Source organism: Amycolatopsis pretoriensis (assembly GCF_900107925.1).
Taxonomy (GTDB): Bacteria; Actinomycetota; Actinomycetes; order Mycobacteriales; family Pseudonocardiaceae; genus Amycolatopsis; species Amycolatopsis pretoriensis.
Map to the genome: position 1 here is coordinate 1,085,875 of NZ_FNUJ01000002.1, position 12,571 is coordinate 1,098,445.

Genomic DNA, 12,571 nt, shown 5'->3' on the forward strand with positions numbered 1-12,571 from the left:
ATTGGGGCGCTCGAAGCCGGGTCATTCCGCCACCACCGGGTCGCAGTCGATGCCGTAGGCCCGGGGCCGGACCACCGGGAGCCAGCGGGGATCGGTCCAGAACTCGGCTGCCGCCAACCTGACCACGTCCACCTCCACCCCCGCGCGGATCGCGTCGCACGACACCGGCACCCCCGTCCGGTGGTCCAGCACCGACAGCACGTCCGGCGTCGAGGCCACCGGCGCGCCGTCCCGCAACGCCAGCAGGTACTCGTTCTCCATCTCCACGCGCAGCAGCGCGCCGTCGCGGTGGTCGGCCAACGTCACACTGCCGCGGCCGAAGCCGTGGCGCCCCTTCCCCCGGTGCCGCGCCACCTCCAGGACCCGGCCGCGGGCCAGCACCGAGCCCGCCAGCGCCTCTTCCAAGAGAGAGCGCGGCGGGCTCTCCCCCGCCGCCAGCACCCGGCGGCCCAGCTCCAGCGCGCCGCTCGTCGTCCCGTCCACCGAACACGCGGCCAGCTCGCCCGCCGGGATCGGGGCCAGTGCGAACGCCGCCCACCCGCCCGAGCTGGCCAGGAACGCCCGCGTCCCCCGCTCGATCACCGCGTCGGACCCGGCCGCCAGCACCACCACCTGCCCGCCGGGCTCGGCCAGTGCCGCCGGCGCAACCCCGCGGCCGGTCGCGGCCACCGAGAACTGGTCGAGCCGGGGCAACCCCCGCCCCGAAAGGTCCGCGTCGACGTACCCCAGCCCGAGCTGCTCGGCCACGACCAGCGGCAGCAGCCCGTTGAGCCCGCCGATCTCGATGGACATCAGCGCGTCGGCGCGCTCGCCCGTCCAGCGCTCGATCGCCGCCACCGCGGACGCGAACTCGTCGCCGCCCGGCAGCTTCTCGGTGAACGCCGCCGTCGCGCCGACCACGCCGATCGGCACCACCCGGGCCGACGGCGCCAGCTCCGCCACCGGCGAGACGTCGAGCGAGCGGCCGTCGGCGAGCAGCCGGCGCAGCAGCACGGCGGCGGTGACGGTGTCCCCGCCACCGCCGGACCCGAGCAGGGCCACCCCGCGTTCGAGGGCGGCCACGTCACCGGCGGCGATGCGCATGACTGACCACAGTAGACGAGCTCAGCGCAGCGCGTAGCCACCGTCGGGGTAGAGCGTCGACCCGGTGGTGTACGTGCTGCCGAACAGGTACAGCACCGCATCGGCCACTTCGGACTCCTTGCCGACGCGGTGCAGCAGCGTGTCGCGCGAGTACTGGCCGAAGCTCGCCTCCCGCACGGCCGCGGGCCGCCCGGCCCACAGGTTGCCGTCGATCGTGCCCGGCGCGACGACGTTCACCCGGACCGGGGCGAGTTCGACCGCCAGCCCGCGCCCGAGCCCTTCGACGGCGGCGTTGCAGGCGACGTACGCCGGCGCCGCCCCCGGCGGCCGGACGCTCGCCGCACCCGACATCAGCACGATCGACGCGTCCGGGGCCAACCGCGGCACCGCGTGCTTGACGGCGTGGTACTGGCCCCAGAACTTCGTCACGAACGGGCTCGCCGCGTCCTCGTCGGAGAGTTCCCGCAGCGGCCCGACCGTGTAGGACGCGCCGGGCGTGAACAGGCAGTCGACGCGCTCCAGCGCACCGAAGAACGCGGCCAGGGACTCCTGGTCGGTGCTGTCGACGACCTGCCAGGTCGCCCCCACCGAGCCGGCCGCCGTCGACAGCTTCTCCGCCGTGCGCCCGCCGAGGTGGACCGACGCACCCGCCGCGGCCGCCCGCCGGGCCACCTCGAGACCGATCCCCGAGCCACCACCGACGATCACGACGTGCTTCCCGGCCAGGCTCATCCGATCTCCTCCACGGGAACGAAGTCGTGCGGCAGGCCGAACGCACCCGGGCCGAACGTGTCCAGCGCCTCCGGAGTCCGCATCAACGGCGGGGTCGAGATGCCGACGACGGTGACGCGCTGGCCGTACCGCAGCGTCTCGGTGGTGATCGGCTCGGCCGTCGCCGACTCCAGCACGCAGATCAGGTCGGGCACGAGGCACCGCACGGAACCGTCCACGGTGGCCAGCAGGTTCTCGTTCTGGAACAGGATCTCCAGCTTGCTCGAACCGTCGAACGACACCGCCGCGGCCCGGCCGCGTGCGAAGCCGGCTTCGGTCCGCCGCTCCACATCGGACACTTTACCGCGGAAGAGCACCCGCAGGTGCTCGTACGGCGTCGAGCGCAACGCCGAAGCCAGCCGGTCGATCGGATCTTCGTTCGCCGAGCGCGCCTCCCGGATCGTCCGGCCCACGGTCAACGCCAGCGAAAGCGTTTGCGGCACCGCCGTCCGCTTGACTTCGGCCCCGCTCATCGCGTATTCGGCGATGTGCGCGACCCCGCCGAGCCGGATGGTGACGCCGCGGGCCAGCCATTCCATCCGCTTGTTGTCCGCGCCGGTGTCGATCACCGTGGTCTCGCCGCGCTCGCCGCCGATGGCCATCGGCGACCCGGTGACGCCGTAGACGCCGAACGTCTCCATCTGCAGCTCGGGAAACGCCCGGCCCATGCCGTCGGCGTCGACGACGGGCAGCCCGAGCCGGGCGCCGACGATCAGCGGGATCATCGAGTTGATGCCGCCGCACTCGATCGGCATGGTCGCGTCCGCGGTCCGGCCGAGGTGCTGCTCCAGCGTCCGCAGCGCCAGCACGGGCTCGGCGCCGTTGGGCAGCTTCTCGTGCACCACGGTCGGCGCGCCCATCTGCGCGGTCGGGATGACCAGGGCGTCGTCGTCCACTTCGGACGGGTCGAGGATCGTGATCGGCCCGTGCTCGCGGATGGCCTCGCGCACGAGCAGCCGCCCGACGTACGGGTCGCCCCCGCCGCCGGTGCCGAGCACGGCGGCGCCGCGGGCGAGGTCGGGCAGGTCGGCTTCGGTCAGGGTCCAGCTCACCCGGCCACTCCGATCGGGTCGATGTCGTAGCCGAAGTACCGCGGCCCGGCCAGCGCGATGCCTTCCGGGGTGTGCCAGCGCGGGTCGGCGGGCGCGGCGATCACCGTGACGCGCTGGCCGTAGCGCAGGCCCTCGGTCGTCACGGCCTCGCCGGACTCGCGTTCCAGCGTGCAGATCAGGTCGGGCACCGACGCTTCGACGACGCCGTCGCGCTCGGCCACCAGGTGCTCGTTCTGGAAGCGCAGCACCAGTTCCGCGCCGGTGTCGCCGTCCATTCCGGACAGGCGGGCCTCGCCGCGGGCGAACCCGGTGACCGTCCGGCGGGCGACGTCGACGACCTTGCCGCTGAACAGCCGCCGTCCGCCCAGGCGCGAAACGACCTTCGCGACCGGGTCCTCGTGCGCCGCGCGCGCGGCCCGGACCAGCGCGCCCAGCTCGGCGCACAGGCTGAGCGTGCCGGGCACGAGCGACTCCCGCGCCTGGCCGCCGGACATCGCGTAGTTGCTGATCATCGCCGAGCAGCCCATGTCGATGGTCGCCGAGCGGGCCAGCCGCTCGGCCCACCGGTTGTCCACAGTGTCCAGTACCCCGCGGTTGCCCTTCTCGTCCGCAATGGACATTGGAGTCGCGCGGATGCCGTACAAAGTCGGCAAAACCATTTGCAGCTCCGGGAAGGCCCGGCCCATGCCGTCGGCGTCGACCAGCGGCAGGCCCAGCTGCGCGGCCGCGACGACCGGGATCAGCGAGTTGACGCCGCCCGCCTCGGCGCACGCGATGTGCGTCAGCTCCTTGCCGAGGTAGCCGGCGAGGGTGCGGGCCGCGAGGCCGACCTGCTCGGCCGACGGCAGCTTCTCCACCATGACCGTCGGCGCGCCCATCATGGCGACCGGCAGCACGACGGCGTCGTCCGGCACTTCGGAAAGCGGCACCAGCGGCACCGATCCGTGGGTGCGCACCGCCGAGGAGGCCAGCAGCCGGCCGATGTACGGGTCGCCACCGCCCCCGGTGCCGAGGATGGCGGCACCGCGGGCGATGTCGCCGAGGTCGTGCTCGGTGATCTCGCGCATCACGCCCCCAGCTGCAGGTCGCCGACGGCCTTGACGCGGATGCGCGTGGCGTTGCCGGGCAGGTACGGGATGGGCACCTCGTCGAAGTCGACGATGCCGACCGACGCCGGCGACGCGCCGGCCGCCACCGCGCGGTCGACGGCCTCCTGCTTCGCCTCGTCGACGACAGCCTCACGACGACCGGGCTCGATCACGTAGACGCGGTCCACTTCACCGCCGATCTGCGCGATGGCCGCGCCGATCGCGTTGGCCACGGCGTAGTTCTCCGGCCGGTGCACTTCACCACAGCCGGCCAGTTCGTCCGGCAGCAGCACCGAACCACCGCCGACGGCGACGACCGGCAGCGGCTCGGCGGACGTCCGCATCCGTTCGACCACATCGGACACGTCGGCGGCGATCCGATCCAGCGCGGCCCGCACCAGCGACTTGTCCAAATGGGACACGAGCGACGGGTCACCGATGTCCGCGCGCCCGGCGGCGACGGCGATGTCGGTCGCGGTGAGCGTGTCCCCGCCGAAGACCAGGGCCTTCGACGTCAGCTCGTAACCGACCGAGTCCGGGCCCACGGTGACGTTCCCGCGCACCCGGCTGCCGCCGCCGATACCGATCGACAGCACGTCCGGCATCCGGAAGTTGGTCCGGATCCCGGCGACACTCACGTCCGTGGTCGCCTCGCGCGGGAAGCCCTGCCGCAGCACGCCGACGTCCGACGTCGTGCCGCCGACGTCGACCACCGCGCAGGTGTCCAAACCGGACAGCACGGCCGCGCCGCGCATGGAGTTCGTCGGCCCCGAGGCGAAGGTGGCCACCGGGTAACGGCGGGCGAAGTCGACGTCCATCAGCGTGCCGTCGTTCTGGCTCAGATACAGCGGCGCGGTGATGCCCGCGCCGGTGACCGACGCGGACAGGCCGTCGACGATGTGCGCGGCCAGCTCGCGCAGCGCCGCGTTGATCACCGTCGCGTTTTCCCGTTCCAGCAAGCCGATCCGGCCGATCTCGTGGGACAGCGAGATCGCGACGTCCGGCAGCTGCGCGCCGATGATCTCGGCCGCGCGGGCCTCGAACTCGGCGTTGACCGGGGAGAAGACCGAGGTGATCGCGACGCTGCGCACCCCGGCTTCCCCCATGTCGTCGGCGGCCTTGCGCAGCTCGCTCTCGTCGAGCTCCGCGATGTGGCGGCCGTCGAACTCGTGTCCACCGTGGACCAGGTAGCTGCGCCCCGACACCGCGTCGACGAGCCGCTGCGGCCAGTCGACCATCGGCGGCAGCGACGCCCCGGCCGGCAGGCTCAGCCGCACGGCCGCGGTCGGCGCGAGCCGGTGGGCCTCGACGAGCGCGTTGATGAAGTGCGTGGTGCCGATCATCACCGCCCGCACCGCCGCCGGGTCGAACGCGCGTTGCCGCTGCAGGCCGTCGATCGCGGCGACGATGCCCGAGGTGACGTCCGCGGTCGTGCTGGTCTTGACCGAGGCGAGCACCTGACGGCCGTCGAGGAGGACAGCGTCGGTGTTGGTGCCGCCGACGTCGATGCCGATGCGCACGAAAGAATCTCCTTTTCAGACTGCGGGAGCGGGCTCGGCGTCGGCGGTCCGGCTGCTGCCGATCCCCCGCACCCAGCCGAGCTTCCCGGCGACGACGTACAGGACGAAGGCCACGACGAGCGAGTTGATGCTCGGCAGGCCCCACTCGACGAACTCGCCGAAGAGCGCCGCGGCGATCCAGACGACGATCGTGGCGGGCACCCACACCGGCGCGTCTTCGGGAACCGTGCCCCGGGCCCGGGCGCTTTCCAGGTCACCGCGCCACTTCTTCACCACGAAGTACTCGGCGACCATGATCCCGGCGATCGGCGGGAACGCAACGCCCAGCACCGTGAGGAAGTCGGTGAACTTGGCCAGGATCCCGGCCGCGGCGAGCAGGCTGCCCGCGACCCCGAGCACCGCCGTGACGAGCCCGCGGTGGGCCTTGCGACCGGACACCGTGCCGATGAAGTTCACGACCCCGAGCCCCGAGGAGTACAGGTTCCAGTCGTTGATCTTCATCGTGCCGGCGATGACGATGAGCAGGCCGACCCAGCCGACCGACGACGTCACGATGGTGGTGATCCCGGCGCTGCCGACGGCGTGCGCGAGCAGGACGCCGGAGAGGCCGATGACGTACTCGCCGAGGGTGATGCCGACGAGCGTCTGCTTGACGACGTCCGACGTGGACCGGTTGAAACGGGTCATGTCCGGCGTGATGACCGCGCCGACGATGAAGCCGCCGGCCACCAGCGTGGTGCCCTGCAGCAGGCTCAGCGCCGGCCCGGGCGGGGCCGAGGACACGAGCGCGCCGAGGTCGTGGCGGGTCAGCTCCGAGATGATCGACCAGCCGACGAGGATCAGGAACGCCGGCACGGTCAGGTACGCCGTCCAGGCCATGGAGTGGAAGCCGCGGACCACGATCGCGGTGACGAGCAGGCCGAACACGAGCGCCCAGCCCCATTCCGGCAGGCCGCCGATGAGCGAGACGAGCCCCTGCGCGGACACCGCGGACTGGATGCCGAACCAGCCGATGAGGCTGATCCCGATGGCGAGCCCGATGAGCGCCGAGCCGCCGCGGCCGAAGCCGGTCCAGCGGGCGATCATGGACGTCGAGAGGCCCTCGCGGACGCCGATGACGCCGACGAGGATGGTGATGAGCTCCAGGATGACCGAGCCGAGCGTGAAGGCCAGGACCGCGTTCCAGAAGCTCATCCCGAAGCCGACGGTGGCTCCGAGCAGGAACTGGGAAAGCGCGGACACCTGGCCGAACCGCTGGACGGCGACCGACCACCACGAGTACCGGGCGTGGTCCGGCACTCTGGTGAGGGCATAGTCATCGACACCGACTGTTGAGGCCACGCCGACCTCCTAATCCGGGAAGGGGAACGTTCCCCGAACCGTAAGCAGCGGTCCCGGCGGCGTCACCGTGCGATGTGCACAGTCAGCGCGTTGGCACTGTGCACTCAGCCCAACGGCTCGGCACCGGTCAACGTGACACTTTCCGCCCAGAGCCGTCCGGCAGCGGCGTCGTCGGTCAGGTTCGCCCACCGCTCTTCGAGGTGCGGCCGCCCGCGCAGGCCGAACACGCGCGGGCCCCACAGCTGGCCACCCGTGACGTCCGGGCCGAGGACCGCGCGGACGGCGGGCCGCGCGCCGGCGTCCTTGCCCTGCAGGAGGACCCGGGCCGGCCGGCCGCGCAGCCACTGGCCGGCGGTGCGGACGTGCACCGGCGGGCGCGACGGCGTCAGCGAGTCGAGCGCGCCACCGGGGTGGGCGAGGACGCTCAGCCGCTTCGAGCCGGTTTCGCGCAGCCGCCGGTCGAGTTCGAGCGCGAAGAGCATCTGGGCCAACTTCGAGCGCTCATACGCGCGCTTCGGGACGTAGTCGCGTTCGCTCTGGAGGTCGGCGAAGTCGAGCTTCGCGGACTTCGCCGCGAAGCTGCCGGTGGTGACGATCCGCGCGTCCTGCGCCAGGTCCGGCAGCAGCCGGGCGACCAGCGCGAAGTGGCCGAGGTGGTTGGTGCCGAACATCAGCTCGTGCCCGGCTTCGGTCTCCCGGCGCGGCGGGTGGTCGAGCATGACCCCGGCGTTGCAGACGACGGCGTCGAGCGGACCCGGATCGACGCCGGCGACCTGGGCCAGGTCGGCGAGGTCGAGCCGGACGTGTTCGACCTTCGCCCCGGAAACTCCCGCACGGATGGCGGTCTTCGCGGCTTCCGCCTTCGCCGGGTCGCGGCTGCCGATGACCACTTCCGCACCCGCCGAGGCGAGCTGTTCGGCAACGAAGTAGCCGATCCCGGCGTTGCCGCCGGTCACCAGCACGCGCATCGGCGTTCCCTCCCCGTGCCAAGCTGTCCGCCATGGACAACGCTACCGGCTACCGGCGGTCGACCGGCTCGGCCCGCGGCGAGGCCCGGCGCCGGGAGCTGCTGGCGAAGATCACCGACGAGGTCGCCGAGAATGGGCTCGTCGACTTCTCGCTGCGGCGCGCGGCGCGGTCGGCCGGGACGACGCACAAGGTGCTGCTCTACCACTTCGACGGCGTCGAAGACCTGCTCCGGCAGGTGGTCTTCGCGTTGCGGGAACGGCGGATCGGCAACGCGCTGACGGCGATCGCCGCGTCGCCCGCCACCTTGACCGACCGCGTCCGGGCCGCGTGGGAGAGCCTGCGCGACGAGGAGTCGCAGCTGCGGCGCGTGCTCGACCAGGCGATGGGCCTGGCGATGTACGACCCGGGCCGGTACGCGGCGCTCGGCCACGGCGCGTCCCAGCAGTACCTGCCGACGCTGGTGTCGTTCTGCCCGCCCGCCTGGCCGGAGCAGCGGAAGTTCGAGGTCGCGTCGATGATTCTGGCGACCTTGCGCGGCTTCCTCGTCGACCTGCTGACCAGCTCGGACGGCGCGGGCGCGGCGGCCGGCTTCGAAGCGCTGCTGCGCGCGGTCGAACGAGAGGAAGCACTCGACACTTTGTGAACCGCGTGGTTCACTTCCGGCATGGAGATCGAGCTGGGGGCGGGAACCGTCGAGTACACCGACACGGGCGGGCCGGGCCCGGTGCTGGTTTTCGTCCACGGCCTGCTGATGGACGGCACGTTGTGGGACAGCGTGGTCGCGTCGCTGCCGGGCCACCGGTGCGTCGTCCCGACGCTGCCCCTGGGCGCGCACCGGCAGCCGATGCGTCCCGAGACCGACCTTTCGCTGTCCGGGATCGCCGCGCTGCTCACGGAGTTCCTCGAGCGCCTCGACCTGCGCGAAGTGACGCTGGTCGGCGTCGACACCGGCGGCGCGCTGGTCCAACTGGCAATGGTGGACGGTGGCGCACGGGTGAGCCGGGTCGTGCTGGCGTCGTGCGACGCGTTCGACAACTTCCCGCCCGGGCTCACCGGCAAGACGCTGTTCCTGACGGGGAAGCTGTCGCCGGGGCTGTTCGGGCTGTTCATGCAGCAAATGCGGCTGCGCGCGGTGCGCCGGCTCCCGATCGCGTTCGGCTGGCTGACCAAACGTGGTGACGCGGTGTCCGCGGGCTGGCTGCGGCCTTTGCTTCGCGAAGCAGCCATCCGGCGGGACACGGTTCGCCTACTGCGGGCTTTCGCCGCGACCCCGGAGGTTCTGCTGGAAGTGGCCGAACGGCTCCCGGCGTTCGACCGGCCGGCCCTGGTGGTCTGGGCGAGCGAGGACCGCGTGATGCCACCCGAGCACGGCGAACGGCTGGCCGCGTTGCTGCCGAAGGGAAAGCTCGTGTACGTCGACGACAGCTACACACTGCTGCCACTCGACCAGCCGGCGGAGTTCGCCCGGCTGGTCGGTGAGTTCACAGCCGGCTGAGGCCGTGCAGGATGCGCTCCATCAGTTCGAGGCTCGGCCGGTTCCCCGAACCGCGCCGGGCCGTGTGCACCGCGACCAGCCCGCGGTCGGCCAGGTCCGACAGCAGCACCCGCGCGACCCCCAGCGGGATCCGCCGCCGCGCCGCAACCTCGGCGACCGACTGGGACGTCCCCAGCAGCGCGCAGATCTCCGACTCCTCCGTCGTGCTCCCCCGCACGACCGCCCGCCCCCGCTGGGTGATCGACACGAGCGTCTCGATCGGGAGGTCCCGGGTCGGACGCGTGCGGCCATGGGTGCGGAAGTACGGGCGGACCATCCCCGCCCCGCCTTCTTCGAGCACGGACCCCCAGTGCACAGCCAGCTCCTCACAGCGATTAATCCTTGTCGGCGATTATTTGACCTAATGATCGAGTAGGCCGCAATCGACCGAACAGAGCAACGCCGGAAAAACCGCAGGTCAACGCCCTGCCAGTGGTGCAGTACTGCCGCGAAGGACTAGTCGTGTCCCGAGAATCGACGGCGATGTCGCGATTTTTCCGCCGGACAATCGCGCCAGGATCAGCTTCCCGGCCCGCTCCCCGAGCTCGGCGACGGGCTGGGCGACCGTGCTCAGCTCGAGCAGGTCGGCGAGGTCGTGGTCGTCGAACCCGAGCACCGAGACGTCCGCCGGCACCCGCAGCCCGGCCCGGCGCAGCGTCCGCAGCGCCCCGAACGCCATCTCGTCCGAGGCGGCGAACACCGCCGTCGGACGGCGGCGCAGGCCGAGGAGCGCGCCCATCGCCCGTTCCCCGCCCGCGACGGTGAACCCGCCCCCGGTCTCGAACGCCGGGTCCGGCGCGCGGCCGTCCTCCCGGCAGGCGCCGTGGTAGACCTCGCGGTAGGCCGCCAGCCGCCGCAACGGCGTCGTGAACCCGAGCGGGATCGGGGCGTTCTCGCCGATGAACGCGATCTCGCGGTGGCCCAGCTGGACGAGGTGGCGCATCGCGGTCACCGCGGCCCCGTGGTCGTCGATCCCGACCGAGTCCGCGCCGGGCTCCTCGGTGCCGATCGTGACGAGCGGGGTGCCGAGTCCTCGCAGCAGTTCGCGTTCGGATTCCTTCAACGGCAGGGAAAGCACGAGCACCGCGTCGACCCGGCGGCGCAGCGGCAGGTCGGCGAAGAAGCGCGCGCGGCCCGGGTCGTCGCCGAGGTTGTAGAGCAGCAGGCTCAGCCCGGCGTCGCGCAGCACCCGCTCGACCCCGGAGATCAGGCGCGCGAAGTACCAGCGGTCGACGTAGGGGACGATCACGCCCACCGTGCCGGTCCGCCCGGTGGCCAGGCTCGACGCGGCGGGCGAGATGGCGTACCCGAGCTCGGCGGCGGCCGCGAGCACCCGGGTCCGCGTGCGCTCGGCGACGCCGGGCACCCCGCGCAGGGCCCGCGACACGGTGGCGGCCGAGACGCCCGCGAGCCGGGCGACGTCGTCGAGCTTGTCCGGCATCTCCTGGCCCCGTCCGTTGCAAGCGCTTGCAACCATCCGCGTCACTACCATTGACACCTGGCTTGATCAAGGCTAATCATCGATGCAAGCGCTTGCAATGGCGTCGCCTGTCCGGCAAGGAGGCCGACATGCGCCAGCTCCTCCCGCTCACCGGTGCGACCCTGCTGGCCGCCACCGCGCTCGCCGCCTGCTCGTCGGCGAGCGGGCTGACGATCAACCTGTACATCTCGCCGGAGGACCACCTGCAGACGGTCGTCGACCGGTGCACGCAGGAGGCCGCGGGCAAGTACAAGATCGTCTACAACAAGCTCCCGCGCGGCGCGGACGGCCAGCGCGAGCAGATGGTCCGCCGGCTCGCCGCGGGCGACACCTCGCTGGACGTGCTCGGCCTCGACGTCACGTGGGTGCCGGAGTTCGCCGAAGCGGGCTGGGCCGAGGAGTGGACGGGCGCGAACGCGGCGGCGGCCACGAACGACGTGCTGCCCGGGCCGCTGGCCACCGCGAAGTGGAACGGAAAGCTCTACGGCGCCACGAAGAACACGAACGTCCAGCTGCTCTGGTACGACGACCGGATCACGCCGTCGCCGCCGAAGTCGTTCGACGAGCTGATGACGCAGGCGCAGCAGCTGAAGGCGGCCGGGAAGCCGTACCAGGTCGTGTTCACCGGTGCGCAGTACGAAGGCCTGGTCGTCTTCTACAACACGCTGGTCGCGTCGGCGGGCGGGCACATCCTGTCCGACGACGGCAAGTCCGTGGTGATGGACGACGGCGCGGTGCGCGCTCTGGAGCTGCTGAAGAAGCTCACCACGGCGGGGATCACGGACCCGTCGCTGACGAACCAGAAAGAGGACGACATCCGCCAGGCGTTCCAGCGCGGCCAGGCGGCGACCGAGCTGAACTGGCCGTTCGTCTACGCCTCCTACGCGAAGGAGAAGCCGCAGGACCTGGCGCACTTCAAGTGGACGCGGTACCCGTCGGTGACCGCCGGCCAGCCGAGCCGGGTGACGATCGGCGGGTTCAACCTGGCCGTGTCGACGTATTCGCAGCACAAGCCGGAAGCGTTCGAAGCGGCGCTGTGCCTGCGAAACGCGACTTCGCAGAAGTACCAGGCGCTGGTGGACGGAATCCCGCCGAGCATCGCGTCGATCTACCGCGACAACGCGCCCTTGGACGCTTCTCGACCGGCGGACCCGAAGGAGAACCCGACGATGGCGGACCAGTACCCGATGAAGGGCGACATCCAGGCGGCCCTGACGGACGCGGCGGTCCGCCCGCTGACCCCGGCGTACCAGAACCTGTCGACGGTGATTTCGAAGGTGCTGTCCCCGCCGGCGGAAATCGACGTCCAGGCGACGGCCCAGGAGTTGCGCGACCGGCTGACCGACGCGCTGAACTCGCGGGGCATCATCCCCTGATCGGGGGCCGCTCATCGGCAGTATCGTGGGTGGTACGGCCGAGCCAGCTGCACGCGATCGCGAACGCACCGCCGACGAGCGCGACATCGGGATCCGAGGCGAACTTGGCCGACCTCGACCGCCAGTCGCTCGACCGGGCGGGGGCCGAGGTGAACCGGGCGAAGGACCGGTTGACGGCGACGTCGGACCGCACGAAGCGCGAGCAGGCGGAGATCGACCGCGAGATGGCCCGCTCAGGCCGGGACAACCGCGTCGACGGCTGACCTCCGGCTGCCGGTCATGTTCAGTGCCAGCCGCCGGCCCCGCAGTACGCGCCGTACCCCGGCTTTTTCCCGGTGACGACGTTCTGCATGCAGT

At 71.8% G+C, this 12,571-nt stretch carries 13 protein-coding genes; 4 read left to right on the forward strand and 9 right to left on the reverse strand.

What is annotated here, in order from left to right; all coding sequences use genetic code 11:
- Positions 1–21: 21 nt before the first annotated feature.
- The 7 genes from BLV96_RS11690 to BLV96_RS11720 all read right to left on the reverse strand — a co-directional run bounded on the left by BLV96_RS11690 (position 22) and on the right by BLV96_RS11720 (position 7,823).
- Positions 22–1,083, reverse strand: coding sequence for a DUF917 domain-containing protein (locus BLV96_RS11690; RefSeq protein WP_086672256.1), 1,062 nt, complete (start codon positions 1,081–1,083; stop codon positions 22–24).
- Positions 1,084–1,104: 21 nt separating this feature from the next.
- Positions 1,105–1,815 (reverse strand): SDR family oxidoreductase, encoded by a 711-nt coding sequence (locus tag BLV96_RS11695; protein ID WP_086672255.1) that lies wholly within the window; start codon positions 1,813–1,815, stop codon positions 1,105–1,107.
- The gene (locus BLV96_RS11700; RefSeq protein ID WP_086672253.1) at positions 1,812–2,906 is read right to left on the reverse strand and encodes a DUF917 domain-containing protein; all 1,095 of its coding nucleotides are present in this window, start codon (positions 2,904–2,906) and stop codon (positions 1,812–1,814) included. Before BLV96_RS11700 ends, BLV96_RS11695 begins: the two co-directional genes overlap by 4 nt.
- The gene (locus BLV96_RS11705; protein WP_086672251.1) at positions 2,903–3,973 is read right to left on the reverse strand and encodes a DUF917 domain-containing protein; all 1,071 of its coding nucleotides are present in this window, start codon (positions 3,971–3,973) and stop codon (positions 2,903–2,905) included. Before BLV96_RS11705 ends, BLV96_RS11700 begins: the two co-directional genes overlap by 4 nt.
- Positions 3,973–5,514, reverse strand: a complete 1,542-nt coding sequence (locus tag BLV96_RS11710; protein WP_091389061.1) for a hydantoinase/oxoprolinase N-terminal domain-containing protein — start codon at positions 5,512–5,514, stop codon at positions 3,973–3,975. The genes BLV96_RS11705 and BLV96_RS11710 overlap by 1 nt, the downstream gene beginning before the upstream one ends.
- A 15-nt stretch (positions 5,515–5,529) precedes the next feature.
- Entirely contained in the window at positions 5,530–6,855 is a 1,326-nt protein-coding gene (locus BLV96_RS11715) for a purine-cytosine permease family protein (RefSeq protein WP_086682891.1), read from the reverse strand.
- Positions 6,856–6,959: 104 nt separating this feature from the next.
- Complete coding sequence (locus BLV96_RS11720) at positions 6,960–7,823, reverse strand: SDR family NAD(P)-dependent oxidoreductase (RefSeq protein WP_086682888.1); 864 nt, start codon at positions 7,821–7,823, stop codon at positions 6,960–6,962.
- Positions 7,824–7,855: 32 nt separating this feature from the next.
- On the opposite strand from BLV96_RS11720, the gene BLV96_RS11725 reads away from it, so the two are divergent.
- Together BLV96_RS11725 and BLV96_RS11730 are read left to right on the forward strand one after the other, a co-directional pair.
- The gene (locus tag BLV96_RS11725) at positions 7,856–8,467 is read left to right on the forward strand and encodes a TetR/AcrR family transcriptional regulator (protein WP_086682886.1); all 612 of its coding nucleotides are present in this window, start codon (positions 7,856–7,858) and stop codon (positions 8,465–8,467) included.
- Positions 8,468–8,488: 21 nt separating this feature from the next.
- A complete protein-coding gene (locus tag BLV96_RS11730) occupies positions 8,489–9,319 on the forward strand; it encodes an alpha/beta fold hydrolase (RefSeq protein WP_086682883.1) in 831 nt (276 codons plus the stop codon).
- Here the strand turns inward: BLV96_RS11730 and BLV96_RS11735 are convergent.
- Positions 9,306–9,674: a DUF742 domain-containing protein gene (locus BLV96_RS11735; protein WP_091389064.1), complete on the reverse strand. Its 369-nt coding sequence runs from the start codon at positions 9,672–9,674 to the stop codon at positions 9,306–9,308. The genes BLV96_RS11730 and BLV96_RS11735 overlap by 14 nt on opposite strands.
- A gap of 102 nt (positions 9,675–9,776) precedes the next feature.
- On the reverse strand, positions 9,777–10,799 hold the full coding sequence (locus BLV96_RS11740; RefSeq protein ID WP_086682881.1) for a LacI family DNA-binding transcriptional regulator: 1,023 nt from the start codon (positions 10,797–10,799) through the stop codon (positions 9,777–9,779).
- Between the two features lie 128 nt (positions 10,800–10,927).
- Here BLV96_RS11740 and BLV96_RS11745 point away from each other — a divergent pair, with 128 nt between their 5' ends.
- Entirely contained in the window at positions 10,928–12,214 is a 1,287-nt protein-coding gene (locus BLV96_RS11745; RefSeq protein WP_086682878.1) for an ABC transporter substrate-binding protein, read from the forward strand.
- 29 nt (positions 12,215–12,243) lie between these two features.
- Complete coding sequence (locus BLV96_RS11750; RefSeq protein WP_086682875.1) at positions 12,244–12,477, forward strand: hypothetical protein; 234 nt, start codon at positions 12,244–12,246, stop codon at positions 12,475–12,477.
- Positions 12,478–12,571: the final 94 nt, after the last annotated feature.